Consider the following 17,573-nt stretch of genomic DNA (forward strand, 5'->3'; position numbering starts at 1 on the left):
CCATGTCCAGCACCGAAACCCTGATCCGCGCACTGGCCGACCGCGACGAACTCGCCGACCTGGTCGCCCGGCACAGCTTGTGGCTCGACGAAGCCCGCTACGACGAGACCGGCCGGCTGTTCACCGAGGACGTCGTCGTCACCTCCCTGCGCGGGCAGGCGCGCGGTGTCGAAGCCCTCGTCGCACTCGCCCGCGCCGGCCACGACAAGTACCTCCGCACCCTGCACAGCAAATCCAACCTCGTCATCGAGGTCGACGGCGACACCGCCACGGTGCGGGCCCACGACATCGCCGTGTACGTCCTCGACGACAAGACCGAGGCCGTGGCGGCCGGGATCCACCACTACCGGGCGCGCCGCACCGGGGACGGCTGGCGCTTCGACCACCTCACGATCACCCCGGTCGCCCTGACCGAAGCCCTCGGCCGGGCGCTCTGACCGGCGCTCACCGGCCTTCCACGGCCATCCGGACGCCGAGCGCGACGAGCACGGTGCCGCTGATCGCGTCGAGGCCGCGGCGCACCGCGGACCGGCGGAACCACCCACCGGCCCGGCTGACCGCGGCCGCCAGCGTCAGGTACACAACGGTCTCCAGGGCCACCTGGAACACGGCGAGCAGCGCGGTCGTGGCGAACAACGGCCGTCCGTCGGGCACGAACTGCGGGTAGAACGCGATCATGAACGCCGCGGCCTTCGGGTTCGCCAGCATGACGAGCGCGCCCTCGCCGAAGGCCGGGAGCCGGCCTCCCCTGGCCGGGGCCGCGGGCGGATCCGGCGCGTGGTGCCGGCCGCGCCAGGCCGACCGCCACGCCTTGATCCCCAGGTAGAGCAGGAACCCGGCGCCGACGACGCGCAACACGAGGAAGGCGATCTCCGACGCGGCGACCAGCGCCGCCAGCCCGGCCGCGGCGAACAGCGCCCACAGGTACAGACCGGCCTCCAGGCCGAGCACGGTCGGCACGGCGCCGCGGAACCCGCGCACCGCGGCCCGGCGCAGGATCAGGGCCATCGCGGGCCCGGGGGAGGCCGAGATCAGGACCACGGCCAGGAGGAACGCGGGCAGCGACGCGAGGAGGTCCATCCCCGGCATCATGCCCGCGGCGTTCGCCGCGTTCAATCGCGTATCAGCGCGTCACTCCAGTTCGTCGAGCGCCGCGACGGCTTCCCAGCGCTCGGCCAGCGTGTTGAGCAGTGCCGCGGTGCCGGCGTCGGCGCTGTCCGGGTCGGCGCCGAGCAGTGCCTTGTCCAGGCGGCGAGCCCGGCGGTTGACGTCGTCGAGGACCGCCGAGCCGTCCTCGGTGAGCGACAGGAGTTTGCGCCGTGCGTCGCGGGGTGACTCGACGCGCCGGATGAGGCCGCGCTGTTCGAGCCTGCGGCACAGGTCCGCCATCGTCGAGGTGTCCAGGGCGACCGCGCCGGCCAGGGAACTCTGATCACTGCCGGGGTAGGCGCGGACGGCGGAGAGGACCGCGAACTGGGGACCGGTCAGCACCGGATCGACGTGGCGGTTCCAGGCGGCGAGGTAGGCCTGGTACATCCGGCGGGCCCCGTACCCCGGGGCGGCCAGGAGATCCGGGGGAGGCGCCGGCGTGACCGCCGGGCTTCCCCGGCCGCGCCGGCCCGCTCGCACTGGCTCACCCATCAAGACCCTCCCCATGACTCCAGGCTCGCGGCAACGCCCGCGATCCTACGTGTCCGGACGATCGCGCTCGGGCGAGGCGTCCGGCGTCCGGAAAACCAACTCTTGCGTATCCGGATAATACGTGTTCGGATTAATGGCGGAGGTGGTCAACGATGGACCAGAACCTGTTCAACGACATCTGCCTGCGCCAGCTGACGTTTTCCGGGGTGCACGAGGGCGAGACCGTGGTGGTGCTGACCCGCGGCGGTGAGCGGGCCGAGTACGCCGACGCCTTCCTGTGGGCCGCCCAGCAACTGGGCGCCGCGACCTACCACATGCGCCTGCCCTCGCCGTCCAGCGCTTCCGGGGCGTGGGCGGTGGGCGACTCCGGGCTCGGCAACATCCCCCGCGCGGTCGAGGCGCTCAAGGACGTGGACATGGTCGTCGACTGCACGTTCCTGCTGTTCAGCAAGGAGCAGTTCGCGATCCAGGAAGCAGGCACCCGGATCCTCACCGCCGTCGAGCCGCCCGAGCTGCTGGCCCGGCTCATGCCCACCAAGGAGCTGCGCGAGCGGGTGGAGATCGGCGCCGAGTTGCTGGCCAAGGCGAGCACGATGCGGATCACCAGCCCGGCCGGCACCGACGTGACCTACCGGCTCGGCATGTACCCGACGATGTCGGAGTACGGCTACACCGACACCCCCGGCCGCTGGGACCACTGGCCGGCGGCGTTCGTGTTCACCGGTGGCGCCGACGACGGTGTGGACGGCAAGATCGTGCTCTCGCCCGGCGACGTGCTGCTGCCGTTCAACACCTACGTGCAGACCCCGGTGGAGATCACCATCGAAGAGGGGTTCATCCGGGACATCCGCGGCGGCGCCGGATCGTCCGGTTTGGACGCCGATCTGCTGCGCTCCTACATCGAAAGCTTCCACGACCCCCGCGGCTACGGGATGAGCCACGTCGGCTGGGGCCTGGACGAGCGCGCCCACTGGCACGGCCTGACGCAGTTCCCCGGCGGGATGGGCATGGAGCTGCGCAGCTTCTACGGCAACGTGATGTTCTCCATCGGCCCCAACAACGAGCTGGGCGGCCCCAACGACACGCCGTGCCACTTCGACATCCCGATGCGCGGCAACTCGCTCTACCTGGACGACGAGCTGATCGTCGACGCCGGTGAGCTGACCGTGCCCGAGATGCGCCCGGCGGCGAAGCGATGACCGACCACCACATCGGGATGATCGTCCCCAGCTCGAACCTCACGATGGAGACCGAGCTGCCGCGGATGCTGCGGGCCAGGGAGGAGATCGAACCGGGGGACCGGTTCGTCTTCCACTCCGCTCGGGCCCGGATGCGGCACGTCGACCCGGAGCAGCTGCGGGCGATGAACGCCCAGGCGGGCCGGGCGGCGGCCGAACTCGCCGACGCCCGCCCGGACGTGGTGGCCACCGCCTGCCTGGTGGCGATCATGGCCCAGGGGCCCGGTTACCACTGCACCGCCGAGGACGACATCACCCGGGTCCTGCGCGCCGAGGGGTGCGCGGCGCCGGTCGTGTCCAGCGCCGGGGCGCTGCTGTCCGGCATCGCCGCGCTCGGCGCGCGCAAGATCGCGCTCATCACCCCGTACCTGAAACCGCTCACGCAGGCGGTGGCCGACTACATCGAGGACGCCGGGGTCGAGGTGGTGGACGCGCTGTCCCTCGAAGTGCCGGACAACCTCGCCGTGGCCCGCCTGGACCCGGCCGGCCTGCGCGAGCACCACCGCAAACTCGATCTGTCCGGAGTGGACGCGCTGGTGCTGTCGGCGTGCGTGCAGATGCCGTCGCTGCCGTCGATCCAGCCCGTCGAGGACGAGATCGGGATCCCGGTGCTGTCGGCGGCGACCGCGACCGCGTACCGGATCCTGTCCGAACTCGGGCTGGAGCCGCGCGTGCCCGGGGCCGGGCGGCTGCTGGCTGGAACGGGCAGCGAGTCGAGGAGGTCGGCGTGAGCGCGAGCCAGTCGTTCGAAGTCGTGGTCGTCGGGGGCGGCCTGGGCGGTCTGTGCGCGGCGCTGTCGCTGCGGCAGCGGGGCCTGCGGGTCACCGTGGTCGAGGCGGCCCCGCAGCTCGGTGAGATCGGCGCGGGCATCCAGACCGCCCCGAACGCCAGCCGGATCCTCATCGGGCTGGGCCTGCGCCCCCAGCTCGAGCGGGTGCGGACCGAACCCCAGGACCAGGTCCGCCGCCGGTGGGCCGACGGGAGCATCATCGCCCAGCTGCCGCTGGGGCAGCGGGTCACCGACACCTACGGCGCCCCGTACTGGCACTACCACCGCGCCGACCTGCACGGGGTGCTGCTGGACGCGTGCGTGGACCCGGACGGCCACGGGCCGGTGGTCCAGGTGGCGACCGGCGCGCGGGTGGTCGAGCTGGACCGCGCCCAGCCGGAACGCCCGGCCGTGGTCACCGCCGACGGCCGCCGCTTCGCCGGCGACGTGGTGATCGGCGCGGACGGCATCCGCTCCGCCGTCCGCGATCTCGCCGGGTTCGACGACACGCTGGTGTTCTCCGGTGAGATGGCCTACCGCGCCCTGATCCCCGGCGACCTGGTCGCCCAGGACCCGGCCACCCGGTTCCTCGTCGACCGTTACCACTCCACCATCTGGTACGGCCCGGACAAGCACCTGGTGCACTACATGATCCGCGGCGGCCAGTACCTCAACGTGGTCGCGATCGTGCCGTGCAGCGAGACGATCGAACGGGAGTGGAGCGGTCCGGCGACCGCCGCGCAGCTCGCGGCCGAGTACCAGGACTGGGACGATCGGGTCCCGACCGTGTTGTCGAAGGCCAAGGACGAGGACGTGTCGGTGTGGGCGATGTACCGGCGCCGGCGTGACCCGGTGTGGGTGGACGGGCGGGTCGCCCTGCTCGGCGACGCCTGCCACGCGATGCTGCCCTACCAGGCCCAGGGCGCGTCCCAGGCGATGGAGGACGCGGCGGTGCTCGCCGAGGAGCTGGGGCGCGTCACCCGGGACGGGATCGACGGCGCGCTGATCCGCTACGTCGACCGGCGCGCCAAGCACGCGGGCATGGTCCAGGACGCCTCCCTGCAGAACATGAGCTTCTACCACCTGCCCGACGGCCCCGAGCAGCGCGAGCGCGACGAGAAGCTGCGCCGGTTCGACGGCGAGTCCGATGTGTCCTACGACTGGCTGTGGAACGGCAGCCCGCTCACCGACCCGGACACCGAGTCCATCCATTACCAGTTCGCGCGCTGAGGCGGGCGAACTGGCCGACAATCGCAACGGAGCGATTCATGCGTACCGGAGATCAGATCGTCCAGGACCTGCCCTGGCGCTGGAGCGTGCAGGGGAAGGTCTTCCTCATCGGTGGTCTGGGCTACATGTTCGACGCGTGGGACGTCGCGTTGAACGGGTTCCTCACACCGCTGGTCGGGGCCGAGTTCGGGTTGTCGCCGGGCCAGAAGGGGCTGGTGGCGACCGCCAACCTGATCGGCATGGCGGTGGGGGCCGTCGTGTGGGGCACCGTGGCCGACCGCATCGGCCGCAAGCGCGCGTTCAGCGTCACGCTGCTGGTGTTCGCCCTGTTCTCCGTGCTCGGGGCGCTGTCGCCGAACGTGGAGGTCTTCCTGGCGCTGCGGTTCCTGGCCGGGGTCGGTCTGGGCGGCTGCATCCCGGTGGACTACGCGATCGTCAGCGAGTTCTCGCCACGGCGCCACCGCGGCCGGGTGCTGTCCGCGATGGACGGCTGGTGGCCGGTGGGCACCACGCTGGCCGCCGTCACCGCGACGCTGCTGGTCCCGGTATCGGGGAACTGGCGCTGGATGCTGGTGCTGATGATCCTGCCCGCGCTGCTGCTGTTCTGGATCCGGCGCGGTGTCCCGGAATCCCCGCTGTACCTGGTCCGCAAGGGCCGGGAAGCGGAGGCGCGCGCGGTCATCGACGACCTCGTCCGCCGCACCGGAGCCCCCGCCGAGCCGTACGCGATCCCGCCGGCGGTCGTGGAGGACACCCGCGGCGGGGCGCTCACCGCCGCCTTCGACCAGCTGCGCCGGGTGTGGGCGTTCAACCCCCGGATCACCGCGGTCGCGTGGTCGTTGTTCATCAGCGTCATGCTGGTCTACTACGCCGCCCTGAGCTGGATGCCCTCGATCCTGCGCGCCCAGGGCTTCGGCGAGATCGCCGCCTTCGCCTCGACCGCGCTGATGAACGCGCTGGGCATCGTCGGTGTGGTGGTGGCCGTGCTGCTCGTGGAGAAGGTCGGCCGCAAGCGGATCGTCGCCGTCGCCGGGCCACTGGCGGCGCTGTCGCTCGTCGTGTTCTCGCTGCTGCTGGGCTCACCGGCGGGCGCCGTGATCGCGATCGGCGCGTTCGGCATGCTGGCGCTGGTGGTCATCCCGGTGATGTACGCCTACGTGTCCGAGCTGTACCCGACCGAGCTGCGCGCCTCCGGGTTCGGCTGGGCGTCGTCGTCGAGCCGGGCCGTCACGGGCTTCGCGCCGCTGGTGTTCGGCAGTGTTCTGTGGCCGGTGCTCGGACTGCCGCTGACGTTCGCGGTGCTGGGCGGTCTGGTGGTGGCCGCGGTGGTGTTCATGATGCTCGGGGCGCCGGAGACCCGCGGTCGCGAACTCGACCGGATCGCCGACCCCGCCCAGCCCGTGGTGCCCGCGAAAACCACGCAGGTGCCGTGAAGCCCGCCGCGTTCGCCTACCACCGGGCCCACGACGTGCCCGACGCCATCGGCCTGCTCGGCGAGCTCGCCGCGACGGGCGAGGAGCCGAAGCTGATCGCCGGCGGGCAGAGCCTGATCCCGATGATGAACTTCCGGCTGGCCCGGCCGACGGCCCTGGTCGACCTGGGGCCGTTGCGCCGGGACCCGGCGCTGACCGGCCTGCGGCGGGAGGGCGCGCAGCTGGAGATCGGCGCGCTGGTCACCCATCGCGCGGTCGAGGTCTCCGCGACCGCGCTGGGGCCGGACTTCGACGTGCTCGCCCGTGCGATGCGGTGGGTGGGGCACCTGCCGATCCGCTCGCGCGGCACGGTGGCGGGCAGCATCGTGCACGGCGACGCCACCGCCGAATGGTGCCTGCTCGCGCTCCTGCTCGACGCCGTGATCGTCGCGGAGGGCCCCGGCGGGCGGCGGGAGATCCCGGCCGCGGAGATGTTCCACGGGTTCTACACGACCGCCGTCGAACCGGACGAGGTCGTGACGGCGGTGCGCTTCACCCGGCCCGCGCCGCGGGCCGCGCTGACCGAGTTCGCCCGCCGCCACGGTGACTTCGCCATCGTCGACGTCGCGGTCAGCCTCGACGGCGACGGCAGCCGGGTGGTGGTCGGCGGCGTGGCCCCGGCGCCGGTCCGGGTGCCGGAGGCCGAGGCCGTCCTCGCCGCCGGGGACCCCGGGCCGGACCTGTTCGCCGCGTGTGCCGACGCCGCGGCGGCCGCGGTCGACCCGCCGGGCGACGCCGCCGGCAGCAGCGCCTACCGCCGCCGGCTCACCCGGACGCTCGTCGTCCAGGCTCTGCACCAGGCTTGGGAGAAGGGAGTGACGCGATGAGCGACGGTGCTCCGCGGTTCGACGGGCGAGGCGGACGCTGGGTCGGCGCGTCGGTGCCCCGCCGGGAGGACCCGCGCCTGCTCACCGGCCGGGGACGCTTCGTCGACGACATCGCGCTGCCCGGCATGCTGCACGCCAGTTTCGTCCGCTCGACGGTCGCGCACGGCCGGATCACCGGGATCGACCTGTCGGCGACCCTGGCGGTCGAGGGCGTCGTCGCCGCCTACACCGCGGCCGACCTCGATCTCGGCGACATCGTCGCGTTGCTGGACCGCCCGCCCGAGGAGTTCGCGCCGACCGCGATGCCGATCCTGGCGCGGGAGAAGGTGCGGTTCGTCGGCGAACCGGTCGCGCTGGTCGTCGCGCGCGACCCCTACGTCGCCGAGGACGGCGCCGAACTTGCGGTGGTGGACTACGAGCCCCTCGGGGCGATCGTCTCGGAGGAGACGGCGCTCGCCGAAGGCGCGCCCCTGGTGCACGAGGAGGCGCCCGGCAACGTGCTGCTGGATGTGTCCATGTTCGACACTCCCGGCGTGGACGAGGCGTTCGCCGCCGCCGGGTGCGTGGTCGAGGTCGTCACGCGCAGCGGGCGGCAGAACGCGCTCCCGCTGGAAACGCGCGGGGTGATCGCGTCCTGGGACGACCACGACGACCAGCTGCTCGTGCAGATGTGCACCCAGGTTCCGCACCAGGTGCGCACCGCGCTCGCCCGCTCGTTGCGCGTGCCCGAGCGCACCGTGCGGGTCACGGTCCCGGACATGGGCGGCGGGTTCGGCCAGAAGTGCGTGGTCGGCCGGGAGGAGATCGCGGTGGCGGCCGCGGCCCGGCGCCTGAACCGGCCGGTGAAGTGGATCGAGGACCGGCGCGAGGCCCTGACGGCCGGGTTCCTGGCGCGGGAGCAGCGCTACCGCACCCGGGCGGCGTTCGACGCCGACGGGCGGATCACCGCCCTGGACGCCGACATCGTGTGCGACATGGGCGCCTACTCCTGCTACCCGTTCACCGCGGGGATCGAGCCGCTGATGGCGTCGGCGGAAATGCCCAGCGTGTACCAGGTGCCCGCCTACCGGGTCCGCGCCCGCGCCATCACCAGCAACAAGGCGCCCACCGCGCCCTACCGCGGGGTCAGCAGGCCCCAGTACGTGATGGCGATGGAACGGGTCATGGAGCGCGCCGCCCGGGAACTCGGCCTCGATCCGGTCGAGATCCGGCGGCGGAACCTGATCACCCAGTTCCCCTACACCGGCATCAACGCCGTCACCTACGACCCCGGCACCTACCTGGAATCGCTGGAGCTGGCCGAAGCCACGCTGCGCGACGAGGGGTGGTTCGAACTCCGGGACAACGCCGCCGCCGAGGGCAGGCACATCGGCATCGGGTTCTGCTGTTTCTCCGAGCGGACCGGATACGGGTCGGACGCCTTCGCCAAACGGAAGATGACCGTGGTGCCCGGGTTCGACATCTCCGAGATCCGGATGGACACCACCGGCTCGGTCGTCGTCACCAGCGGCACCATGAACCACGGGCAGTCCCACGAGACGACGCTGGCGCAGATCGTCGCCGACCGGCTGGGGGTGCACATCGACCAGGTGAAGCTGCGCCAGGGCGACACCGAGCGCATCGCCTACGGGTGGGGAACCTTCGCCTCGCGGTCGGTGACCATCGGCGGCTCGGCCGTGGCGCTGGCGGCCACGCGGCTCGGTGAGCTGCTGTGCCGGATCGCCGCGCACCTGCTCGAGACCAGTCCGGACAACGTCCGCCTCGACGGTGACGGCGGCGTCGTCCAGATCGACGATCCGCGCCGGCGCGCGTCGTTCGAGGAGATCGCCGACGTCGCCTACCTGCGCAGCCACCTGCTGCCCAAGGACGTCGAGCCGACGCTGACGGCCACGGCGAGCTTCGACGTGCCCGGCGACGGCACCTTCTCCAACGCCACGCACGCCGTGGTCGTGGAGGCCGACCCGGGCACCGGCGGCATCACGATCCTGCGCTACGCGTGCGTGGAGGACTGCGGCGTGGTGATCCACCCGCAGGTCGTCGACGGGCAGTGCCGCGGCGGGATCGCCCAGGGCATCGCCGGCGCGTTGTTCGAGGAGGTCACCTACGCCGACAACGGCGAGCCGTCGGCCGCCAGCTTCATCGACTACCTCGTGCCGACCGCCACGGAGATCCCCGACATCACCGTGTCCCACCTCGAAACGCCCTGCGCGTTCACCGAGAACGGCGCCAAGGGCGCCGGGGAGGGCGGCACGATCGGCGCGCCCGCCGCGGTGCTGAACGCGATCAACGACGCGTTGCGCCACACCGGGGTCGAACTCGACACCACGCCGGTGCACCCGCAGACCGTGCTCGCCGCGCTCGACGCGGCGGCCGAGGAAGGAACGAGCGTCCCGTCATGAACGATCGGCACCTGGTCGTCCTGACCGTCAACGGCAGCGAGCACGAGGCCGTCGTCGAACCCCGCAAGACCCTGCTCGACGTCCTGCGCCACGATCTCGGTCTCACCGGCGCGCACGCCGGGTGCGAGCACGGCGTGTGCGGAGCCTGCACGGTCCTCGTCGACGGCGAGCCGGTGCGAGCGTGCCTGGTGTTCGCCGTGCAGGCCGAGTCGGCCGACATCCGCACCGTCGAATCGCTCGGGCGGGACGGCGAGCTCTCCGACCTGCAACAGGCCTTCCGCGAGCACCACGGTCTGCAATGCGGCTTCTGCACGCCGGGATTCCTGATGCTCGCCGAAGGTTTCCTCGCCCAGCGACCGGATGCGGACCGGGAGGAGATCCGCGAAGCGGTGTCGGCGAACCTGTGCCGCTGCACCGGCTACCAGACCATTGTGGACGCGGTCGCGGCGACCGCGACCCGCCGTCGTGACACCGGGAAGGAAGCGACATCGTGATCCTGGAGAACCAGCTGTCCGTTCCGGCCGACCCCGACGCGGTGTTCGCCCTGATCAACGACGTCGAGCGGGTGGCGGGCTGCCTGCCGGGCGCGACGTTGGACGGCCACGAGGACGACGCCTACCTGGGCCGGGTCAAGGTCAAGGTCGGCCCGATCACCGCCGCGTATTCCGGCCGGGTGCGGTTCACCGAGGTCGACACCGCCGGGCGACGGCTGCGGCTGTCGGCGCGCGGAGCGGACACCCACGGCAACGGCGACGCCGAAGCCGACGTGACGCTGACCGTGCGCGAGGCTCCCGGCGGCGCGGTCATCGACCTGCACACCGACTTGTCCATCCGCGGCAAGCTCGCCCAGTTCGGCAAGAGCGCGATCAGCGCCGTCTCGGCCCGGCTGCTCGACCAGTTCGCCCGCAACCTCGCCGACCAGCTGAGCGCCCCCGGGGACCAGCCCCGCCCGGCCGTCGCCGCGCGCACGCCGGCCCCCGCCACCCCCGCACCCGCCGACGGCGGCGAGGCCCTCGACGGGCTGGCCATGCTGCTTCCCCCTGGAATCCGGCGGTACGCGCCGATCGCGGCCGCCGCCGCGCTCGGGCTGTTCCAGGGCTGGCTGCTGGGCCGGATCCGCACCCAGGACAAACTGATCAAGGAGTTGCAGCGTGCCCGTCGATGAGCCCCACGGCCTGCACGGCGCGGAGACCGACGCCGTCTACGACCGGGCCGGGTTCGGCGCCACCGTCCCCCGTGGACAGAGCCCGGCCCTGGTCGTGGTCGACCTGACCCGAGGCTTCACCGAACCCGGTTTCCCGTCCGGGGCCGACCTCACCGCCGAAGTGACCGCGGCCGCCGCCCTCGTGACCGCGGCCCACCGGTGCGACGTCCCGGTGATCTACACGGCGATCAGCTACACCGCCGCCGAGGCCGACGGCGACGGTGTGGCCTGGCTCCGGAAAGCGCCGGGCATGCGCGCGCTGCGCGAAGGAAGTGAAGCCGTCGCGCTCGACCCCCGGCTGGACCGCCGCGACGGCGACCACCTCGTGCTGAAGAAAGGTGCCTCGGCGTTCCACGGAACCGGGCTGGCTGCGCTGCTCACCGGTCTCGGCGCGGACACCGTGCTCGTGTGCGGCGCCACCACCTCCGGATGCGTGCGGGCGACCGCCGTGGACGCCGTCCAGTCCGGCTTCGACACCCTCGTGGTGCGCGAAGCCTGCGGCGACCGGGCTCGCGGGCCGCACGACGCCGCGTTGTTCGACCTGCAAGCGAAATACGCCGACGTGATGGGCCTGGACGACGCCGTGGCCTACCTCGGCGCGCCGGATCGAGCCGGCAGAAAGGTGTCTTGACATGGTGATCCCGTCCGAGTCCCCGGCCGCCCGCACCCTGACCCAGCCCGCGCTGGCCGACCTCGCCGACATCCCCGCGACCAGCCGCTGGGTCCGGTCCGGGGCGGTGCGGCTGCACCTGCTCGACTACGGACCGGAGGACGGTGTCCCGGTCCTCGTGCTGCCCGGCATCACCAGCCCGGCGATCACGATGGACTTCGTGGCGCGGGAGCTCACCGACCTGGTGCGCCCGATCGTGCTCGACGTCCGCGGCCGCGGACTTTCCGACAACGCGGACACCGAACCGGAGGGCTACGACCTGGACACCTACGTGACGGACGTCGCCGCGGTGATCTCCGGACTGGGCCTGCACCGGCCGGTCCTCTTCGGACACTCGATGGGGGCGCGCATCGCGGCCGTGGCCACCGCCCGCTGCGAGGTGCGCGGCACGATCCTGGTCGACCCCCCGATGAGCGGCCCGGGCCGCGGTCCGTACCCCACCACGCTCGAGGCGTTCCTCGGCCAGCTCGACCAGGCCCGCCGCGGCACCGACGCCGACGAGGTGGCGCGATCCTGGCCGCGGTGGCCGCGCCGGGAACTCCAGTTGCGCGCGCGGTGGCTGTCGTCGTGCTCGCGCGCCGCGATCGCCGCCACACACGCCGGATTCGAGTCCGAGGACTTCTTCGACCACTGGCCGCACGTGCCGGCCCCGGCCGTGCTGCTCTACGGCGGGGACAGCCCGGTCGTCACCGCCGCCGGCGCGGCCGAAGCCGCCCGGGCCAACCCGGCCGCCGAACTGGTGGCGATCCCGGGCGCGGGGCACATGGTGTTCTGGGACCAGCCCGAATCCGCCCTCGCCGCCCTGCGCGCCGCGCTGCGGAAACTGTGCTGAGATCTCCGGGGACCTGACCAGCTGTCGCCCGCGGGCAGCGGTCGATCCACTGTGGACCTGGCGGACTCACCCGGGCTGGTATGTGCGGCGCACGCTGGTGCCCTGGCTGAGATCGGCGCCGTACACGTGCAGGGTGATGGCGACCGTGTCGCCGGTGTTGTGCACCTGGTGGATGTCGTCGGGGGGCGCGGTACCGCTGACCGAGCCCGCGGGACGTTCCCGCCGGTCCACCTGCACCAGCCGGCCGCCGTCGAGGTCGAAGATGTTCTCCGTCTCGGTGCCCTGCAGGACGACGAACGAGCACCACACCAGGTGGTCGTGGATTTCGGTGATCTGGCCGGGGCGCCACACCACGGCGGAGATCGAGAAGGCGGTCTCGGTGTGCAGCGTGTGGCGGGTGTACCCGTCGGCCGACCCCGCGCGTTCCGCCGCGGTGAGCAGATGCGCGCCCGGGCGGTGCTCGGCGAGCACGTCGGCCACCCGCCGGGCGGTGACGAGGGGCTCGGATTCCTGCCGGGCGCACCGGCGGATCTTCTCGATCAGCTCCGCGAGGCCGGGCCTGGAGTGGGTGGCCGGAGTGCCGGAGGCGATGGTCATGCCCTCATCGTCGCCCGCGGCCGCACATGACGTCCAATGCCAACGTTCTCGCGCTCGCATCAGTACTCTTTATGCATGCTGAGCCTCACCCAGCTCACGGTGCTGGCCGCGGTCGCCCGGCACGGGTCGGTCACCGGGGCGGCGAAGGAACTGCACTACACCCAGCCGGCGGTGAGCCACCACCTCGCGCGGCTGGAGGCGGCCACCGGCGCGAAGCTGATCCAACGGGCCGGCCGCGGCATCCGGCTCACCCCCGAAGGAGAACTGCTGGCCGCGCGCGCCGCCGAGATCGTCGGCCGGGTCGACGCCGCCACCACCGAGCTGGCCGCGCGGGTCGGGCTGCGCGCCGGGCGGGTCCGGATGGCCGGGTTCCAGTCGATCCTGAGCACCATCGTCCCGAAGGCGGCCGCCGCGCTGGCCCGTGCGCATCCCGGCATCGAACTGGGCCTCGTCGACGTCCACCCGGTCGAAGCGCTGCGCCTGCTGCGCGCGGGGCGGGTCGACGTCGCGTTGATCTTCCGGCACACCGGCGCCCCGCGCGAGGAGGACGGGTTCCGGCTGGTCCACCTGCTCGACGACCCGATCCACCTGGTCACCTCCGAACCCGGGCAGACCATCGCCAACCACCGCGACTCCGCCTGGATCGGCGGATGCGAACGGTGCCAGGACGAGCTGATCACCATCTGCGGCCGGGCCGGCTTCACGCCGCGCATCTCCGTGGTCAGCGACGACATGGTCGTCATGCAGACACTGGCCGCCGCGCGCATGGGCGTGACCACCCTGCCCGGACTCGCCCTCCGCGCGCACCGGGAGCCCGGCATCCACACCACCGAACTACCCGGGCACCGCCGCCGGATTTACGCCGTCACCTACGGCGAACCGCCCGACCCGCCCGCCACCACCGCGCTCATCCACGCCATCCAGGCCAGCATCTGACTTTCAGACCGTCTCGAAGTGGCGGACGTCCAGCAGCTGGTCGACGTGGCTCTGCATCGCGGCGGCTTGCTGGAGGTCGATCTCCCGGAAGCGCACCACGTCGCGGCCGGGGCGGAGCTGCCCGACCTTGCTCAACGCCGCGTGCGCGACCGTCGCGATCACGGCGAAGCCGCCGGAGGTGTTGCTGTCCGGACCGAGAATGGTGAGCACGTCGCCGTAGGCGAGGATCCCGCCGTAGGGGTAGCTGGTGTCGAGCAGGTTCGACGGGTGCCCGCCGGCGACGTCCCCGGACGTCCGCGCCCACTGGAACCGGTGCGGGTTGAACCGCACGCCGGTCCGGTCCGAGTTGAGGTCGCACCGCCAGCAGGCGCCCAGGAAGTCCTCGAAGTCCTGGGCGGTGAGGAAATCCGGGTCGGCGTGGGGGCCGCGCAGAACCTCGATCTCCCAGCTGCCGGTGTACCGCGGGCGGAGGGAGACCGGCATCCGCCGCCGTTGCCGCGAAGCGGCGGAGGGGAAGACGTCGAGCACGTCCGCCCGGTCGAGCGCGCGACCGTCGAGACCGCCGATGCCGGCGACGAGGAACGTCGACCGCGACCCGAACGCCTCCGGCACCGCGATGCCGCCACCGACCGCGAGGTACCGGCGATACCCCGGCCCGCGGATGGCCGCACACGACAACACATCCCCTTCGGCGACCGGGATCGCCTCCCACAGCGGAACGGGATCACCGTTGAGCGTGACCGCGCCGTCCGGGCCGGTGATCGCGATCGAGCCCGGACGCAGCACCGCGGCCTGGAAGCGGCCGAGCGGGATCTCCAGTGCCGCCGCGCCGGGCCGGTTGCCCACCAGGATGTTCGCCACCTGGAAGGCGATCGGGTCGGCCGGGCCGGACGGGAAGAACCCCAGCGACTGCCGCCCTCGCCGGCCGGGGTAGTCCTGAACGGTGGTCTGGAGCCCGGGATCGATGATCTCCAGAGCGGGAGCGGACCGCCCCGCGGAGCCGCCGGTCACGGCACCTTCACCAGCTCCTGGGCCGCGCACCGGGTCGCCCGCCGCCGTTCGGCTTCGCCCGCGACCGCCGGATCGGCGCACGTCCGCAGGTGATCGGCGACCGCGTACCGGCCCGGTTCGATCTCGTAGTCGTAGCGCCCCTCGAAGACCTGGCGCCGCAGTTCGATCAGCTCGGCCTCGGTGACCGCGGTGAACGTGATGCGATCGCCCGGCTGGATCAGGATCGGGTCGATCCGGTGCGAGCGCGGTTTCGGCACGAGGTCGGAGATCGGCAGCGTCCGGCCGAAGAGCTGGTAGGAGCCGGTCGACTCGATCGGGTGGATGACCAGGCACGGTCCGCCGAGTGCGACCGCGCCCTCCGGGGTCCACCCCCGCGCCGGGTTGTACTTCGGGGCGATGATCTCCGACCGGGGGTCCAACGGCAGGAGCGAGGGGAGGCCCGGGTAGAAGCCGGTGAAGGCGTTCCACCACTCCGTCCGCAGGATGCGGTCGTAGAAGGCTTCCCGGTTCGGCAGCCCGTTGTACCGCACCAGGTAGTCGATGTTGTTGCCGTCCACCACGTTCGGCGCGTCCGGCCGGGTGCTGATCCGGTACCGGTTGACGGCCTCCCGTGAGGCGGAGTCGTCGAAGGCGATGGGCAGCTTCAGCCGCCGGCTCGGCAGGACGATCGAGGCCGGTTCCGGGATGTCGTTGTGCATTTCCTCGAGTGCGGCCACGACGAGGTCCTGGCTGATGGTGCGCGGATCGAAGTAGACCAGGAGCGATCTCAACCCGGGTGCGACCTCGAGCACCCCGCGCACCGGATGGTCGGTCAGGTGCCGCGCGCTGGCGTGGGCGAAGAAGTTGACCCCGAGGTCGACCGGGATCGTGTGGCCGTACTCCACGAGCACCGCGCGGTCACCGGCCGTGCGGTAGGTGACCTTCGGGCGGCCGGCGCGGGGTTCGGCAGTCGTGATGATCGCCGACATCCGAAAACCTCCTCCTCCGCTCGCCGGTTCTCCGCCGGAGTCTTCCCGACCGCGCACTCCCGGTCTGTTCTCCGGTTTGTACATACCGGCGCCCGGTGTTGTCCAGCCCGGCGATTCCGCGTCAGTCCCACCTGGACTTGGCCGTCGTTCAAGCCCCGGCACGGCCGGAGCCGGTTTACGATTCCTCGCCACCACCACACACGGGAGGCGAGGATGCCGCTCACTGTCGAGAACCTTCTGGACCGCCAGGACCTGGATCTGTCCCTGGTCGCCGGTCCGCAGGAGGCCTTGCGCCGAGCGGTCACGTGGGCCCTGATCAGCGAGTTGCCCGACCCGGCGCCCTACATGGACGGCGGCGAACTCGTGCTCACCACCGGATCCCGGCTGGCCCCGGGACTGGCTGAGTGCCGGGAGTACGTCCGGCGGCTGGCCGGGGCGGGCGCCGTCGCGCTCGGGTTCGGGGTGAGCTCGTTCTACCCGGAGGTCCCGGAGGAACTCGTGACCGCCGCCGGGGAGACGGGCCTGCCCCTGCTGTCGGTTCCGCCGGACACCGGCTTCGCCGAGATCAGCCGGGTGGTCGCCGACTTCATCTCCGACGAACGCCGGAAGGAACTCACCTTCGCGGTCGCGGCGCAGCGCGACCTCACGAGGGCTTCGCTGTCCCCGTACGCCGCGCGGGCCATCGTCGAGCGCCTCGCCAAGGCGGTGCGCGGGTGGACGGTGCTGCTGGACGTCGACGGCGCGGTGCGTGCCGGGGTGCCGGCGGGCCGGATGCACGTGCCCCGGCTCCGCATCGAACTGCCGCGGCTGCGGGAGCGGGGAAACTCCTCGAGCCTGAGCATGACCGTCGCCGGTGAAGCCGTCGTCCTGTTGCCGCTCACCGTTCGCGGCCGCATCCGCGGGTTCCTGGCGATCGGCCGCTCCACACCGCTGACCAGCGCCGAACAGAGCATCGTCACCACGGCGGTGTCCCTGCTCTGCGCCGATCTGCACAGTGCGTGGGGCGTGCTGGACAGCGAGCGCCGGCAACGGCTGGCCGTCTTCAAGGCCGCGGTCGAAGGTGACATCCGGCTGGCGGCTTCGATCGGGCAGGCGCTGGGCACCGATCTCCCGGAGGGGGACCTGCGGGTGGCCATCCTCGGCGTGCCGTCGGGGCACGAGCTGGAACTGCTCGAACACGCCGAGGGCGACTACGGGTTGCGGAGCGTCTGCGCGCTGGTGGCGGAGTGGGAGCGCGGACGGGTCGTGGTGCTGATGCCGCCCGCCGAGGGTGACACCCGGACGCTGGAGGCTCTGCTGCGGCGCATCCCGCTCGCGCGGGGAGCGGTGAGCGATCCGACGCCGGCGAAGGAACTCCCCGAGGCGTGGCGGCAGGTCCGATCGGTGTTCAACAGCGCGCCCGGAACGGCGGGCCGGCTCGCCTGCGCCAGTGACGTGGCGACCGCCGGGCTGTTGCGTCACCTGGACACCGACGAGGTCCGTGGCTGGGCATCGGCCCTGCTGGCGCCGCTCACCGAGAAGAACCGCAACTCCAAGGTGGACCTGAGGCACACGCTGCGGACGTTCCTGGCCAACAACGGCCAGTCCGACGCGTCCGCGTCCGCGCTCGGCATCCACCGCCACACCCTCCGGTACCGGATGGGCAAGGTGGCCGAGGCGCTGGGCCGGGAGATCGAGGACCCGACGACGCGGGCCGAGCTCTGGATCGCGCTGCAGCTCGACGACCAGCTCTGACCAGCTCCGATGCCGGCCGGTACTCCCAAGTGGCAGGGCCCGTAG

Annotated in this window: 18 protein-coding genes; 13 read left to right on the forward strand and 5 right to left on the reverse strand. The window is 72.3% G+C overall.

Annotated features, from left to right (window positions below; translation table 11 throughout):
* The first annotated feature begins 2 nt into the window (after positions 1-2).
* A complete protein-coding gene (locus tag IE290_RS01260; RefSeq protein WP_191242621.1) occupies positions 3-437 on the forward strand; it encodes a nuclear transport factor 2 family protein in 435 nt (144 codons plus the stop codon).
* Positions 438-444: 7 nt separating this feature from the next.
* Here IE290_RS01260 and IE290_RS01265 read toward each other — a convergent pair whose 3' ends face one another.
* Together IE290_RS01265 and IE290_RS01270 are read right to left on the reverse strand one after the other, a co-directional pair.
* Positions 445-1,080, reverse strand: a complete 636-nt coding sequence (locus IE290_RS01265; protein WP_191242622.1) for a LysE family translocator — start codon at positions 1,078-1,080, stop codon at positions 445-447.
* Positions 1,081-1,131: 51 nt separating this feature from the next.
* Positions 1,132-1,641: a MarR family winged helix-turn-helix transcriptional regulator gene (locus tag IE290_RS01270; protein WP_191242623.1), complete on the reverse strand. Its 510-nt coding sequence runs from the start codon at positions 1,639-1,641 to the stop codon at positions 1,132-1,134.
* Positions 1,642-1,793: 152 nt separating this feature from the next.
* Here IE290_RS01270 and IE290_RS01275 point away from each other — a divergent pair, with 152 nt between their 5' ends.
* The 10 genes from IE290_RS01275 to IE290_RS01320 are packed head-to-tail and all read left to right on the forward strand — an operon-like array spanning position 1,794 to position 12,282.
* A complete protein-coding gene (locus tag IE290_RS01275; protein ID WP_191242624.1) occupies positions 1,794-2,840 on the forward strand; it encodes a 2,5-dihydroxypyridine 5,6-dioxygenase NicX family protein in 1,047 nt (348 codons plus the stop codon).
* The gene (locus IE290_RS01280) at positions 2,837-3,610 is read left to right on the forward strand and encodes a maleate cis-trans isomerase family protein (RefSeq protein ID WP_191242625.1); all 774 of its coding nucleotides are present in this window, start codon (positions 2,837-2,839) and stop codon (positions 3,608-3,610) included. Before IE290_RS01275 ends, IE290_RS01280 begins: the two co-directional genes overlap by 4 nt.
* Positions 3,607-4,878, forward strand: coding sequence for an FAD-dependent oxidoreductase (locus IE290_RS01285; RefSeq protein WP_191242626.1), 1,272 nt, complete (start codon positions 3,607-3,609; stop codon positions 4,876-4,878). The genes IE290_RS01280 and IE290_RS01285 overlap by 4 nt, the downstream gene beginning before the upstream one ends.
* Positions 4,879-4,916: 38 nt before the next feature.
* A complete protein-coding gene (locus IE290_RS01290; RefSeq protein ID WP_191242627.1) occupies positions 4,917-6,311 on the forward strand; it encodes an MFS transporter in 1,395 nt (464 codons plus the stop codon).
* On the forward strand, positions 6,308-7,177 hold the full coding sequence (locus IE290_RS01295; protein ID WP_191242628.1) for an FAD binding domain-containing protein: 870 nt from the start codon (positions 6,308-6,310) through the stop codon (positions 7,175-7,177). The genes IE290_RS01290 and IE290_RS01295 overlap by 4 nt, the downstream gene beginning before the upstream one ends.
* Positions 7,174-9,576 (forward strand): xanthine dehydrogenase family protein molybdopterin-binding subunit, encoded by a 2,403-nt coding sequence (locus IE290_RS01300; protein WP_191242629.1) that lies wholly within the window; start codon positions 7,174-7,176, stop codon positions 9,574-9,576. Before IE290_RS01295 ends, IE290_RS01300 begins: the two co-directional genes overlap by 4 nt.
* Positions 9,573-10,070: a (2Fe-2S)-binding protein gene (locus IE290_RS01305; RefSeq protein ID WP_191242630.1), complete on the forward strand. Its 498-nt coding sequence runs from the start codon at positions 9,573-9,575 to the stop codon at positions 10,068-10,070. The genes IE290_RS01300 and IE290_RS01305 overlap by 4 nt, the downstream gene beginning before the upstream one ends.
* Positions 10,067-10,741 carry an SRPBCC family protein gene (locus IE290_RS01310; protein WP_191242631.1) on the forward strand — a complete coding sequence of 225 codons (675 nt, stop codon included), beginning with the start codon at positions 10,067-10,069 and terminating at the stop codon, positions 10,739-10,741. The genes IE290_RS01305 and IE290_RS01310 overlap by 4 nt, the downstream gene beginning before the upstream one ends.
* Complete coding sequence (locus IE290_RS01315; protein ID WP_191242632.1) at positions 10,728-11,411, forward strand: isochorismatase family protein; 684 nt, start codon at positions 10,728-10,730, stop codon at positions 11,409-11,411. The genes IE290_RS01310 and IE290_RS01315 overlap by 14 nt, the downstream gene beginning before the upstream one ends.
* Before the next feature lies 1 nt (position 11,412).
* On the forward strand, positions 11,413-12,282 hold the full coding sequence (locus tag IE290_RS01320) for an alpha/beta fold hydrolase (protein ID WP_191242633.1): 870 nt from the start codon (positions 11,413-11,415) through the stop codon (positions 12,280-12,282).
* Between the two features lie 66 nt (positions 12,283-12,348).
* On the opposite strand, the gene IE290_RS01325 is transcribed toward IE290_RS01320, so the two are convergent.
* Entirely contained in the window at positions 12,349-12,879 is a 531-nt protein-coding gene (locus IE290_RS01325; RefSeq protein WP_191242634.1) for a cysteine dioxygenase family protein, read from the reverse strand.
* Positions 12,880-12,954: 75 nt separating this feature from the next.
* On the opposite strand from IE290_RS01325, the gene IE290_RS01330 reads away from it, so the two are divergent.
* Positions 12,955-13,815 (forward strand): LysR family transcriptional regulator, encoded by an 861-nt coding sequence (locus IE290_RS01330; protein ID WP_191242635.1) that lies wholly within the window; start codon positions 12,955-12,957, stop codon positions 13,813-13,815.
* Between the two features lie 3 nt (positions 13,816-13,818).
* On the opposite strand, the gene IE290_RS01335 is transcribed toward IE290_RS01330, so the two are convergent.
* Both IE290_RS01335 and IE290_RS01340 read right to left on the reverse strand, forming a co-directional pair.
* Positions 13,819-14,826, reverse strand: a complete 1,008-nt coding sequence (locus tag IE290_RS01335) for a 5-oxoprolinase subunit C family protein (RefSeq protein WP_191242636.1) — start codon at positions 14,824-14,826, stop codon at positions 13,819-13,821.
* Positions 14,823-15,794 (reverse strand): 5-oxoprolinase subunit B family protein, encoded by a 972-nt coding sequence (locus IE290_RS01340; RefSeq protein WP_191242637.1) that lies wholly within the window; start codon positions 15,792-15,794, stop codon positions 14,823-14,825. The genes IE290_RS01335 and IE290_RS01340 overlap by 4 nt, the downstream gene beginning before the upstream one ends.
* Positions 15,795-16,007: 213 nt before the next feature.
* Here IE290_RS01340 and IE290_RS01345 point away from each other — a divergent pair, with 213 nt between their 5' ends.
* Positions 16,008-17,528, forward strand: coding sequence for a PucR family transcriptional regulator (locus IE290_RS01345; RefSeq protein ID WP_191242638.1), 1,521 nt, complete (start codon positions 16,008-16,010; stop codon positions 17,526-17,528).
* Positions 17,529-17,573: the final 45 nt, after the last annotated feature.

The organism is Amycolatopsis deserti, assembly GCF_014653945.1.
GTDB classification, from domain to species: Bacteria; Actinomycetota; Actinomycetes; order Mycobacteriales; family Pseudonocardiaceae; genus Amycolatopsis_E; species Amycolatopsis_E deserti.

Excerpts from the sequence above, each read along its gene's own strand:
- IE290_RS01345 (WP_191242638.1), top strand. The coding sequence starts at position 16,008 with ATGCCGCTCACTGTCGAGAACCTTCTGGACCGCCAGGACCTGGATCTG.
- IE290_RS01290 (WP_191242627.1), top strand. The coding sequence starts at position 4,917 with ATGCGTACCGGAGATCAGATCGTCCAGGACCTGCCCTGGCGCTGGAGC.
- IE290_RS01305 (WP_191242630.1), top strand. The coding sequence starts at position 9,573 with ATGAACGATCGGCACCTGGTCGTCCTGACCGTCAACGGCAGCGAGCAC.
- IE290_RS01340 (WP_191242637.1), bottom strand. The coding sequence starts at position 15,794 with ATGTCGGCGATCATCACGACTGCCGAACCCCGCGCCGGCCGCCCGAAG.
- IE290_RS01275 (WP_191242624.1), top strand. The coding sequence starts at position 1,794 with ATGGACCAGAACCTGTTCAACGACATCTGCCTGCGCCAGCTGACGTTT.
- IE290_RS01300 (WP_191242629.1), top strand. The coding sequence starts at position 7,174 with ATGAGCGACGGTGCTCCGCGGTTCGACGGGCGAGGCGGACGCTGGGTC.
- IE290_RS01325 (WP_191242634.1), bottom strand. The coding sequence starts at position 12,879 with ATGACCATCGCCTCCGGCACTCCGGCCACCCACTCCAGGCCCGGCCTC.
- IE290_RS01265 (WP_191242622.1), bottom strand. The coding sequence starts at position 1,080 with ATGGACCTCCTCGCGTCGCTGCCCGCGTTCCTCCTGGCCGTGGTCCTG.
- IE290_RS01260 (WP_191242621.1), top strand. The coding sequence starts at position 3 with ATGTCCAGCACCGAAACCCTGATCCGCGCACTGGCCGACCGCGACGAA.
- IE290_RS01280 (WP_191242625.1), top strand. The coding sequence starts at position 2,837 with ATGACCGACCACCACATCGGGATGATCGTCCCCAGCTCGAACCTCACG.
- IE290_RS01320 (WP_191242633.1), top strand. The coding sequence starts at position 11,413 with ATGGTGATCCCGTCCGAGTCCCCGGCCGCCCGCACCCTGACCCAGCCC.
- IE290_RS01270 (WP_191242623.1), bottom strand. The coding sequence starts at position 1,641 with ATGGGTGAGCCAGTGCGAGCGGGCCGGCGCGGCCGGGGAAGCCCGGCG.
- IE290_RS01330 (WP_191242635.1), top strand. The coding sequence starts at position 12,955 with ATGCTGAGCCTCACCCAGCTCACGGTGCTGGCCGCGGTCGCCCGGCAC.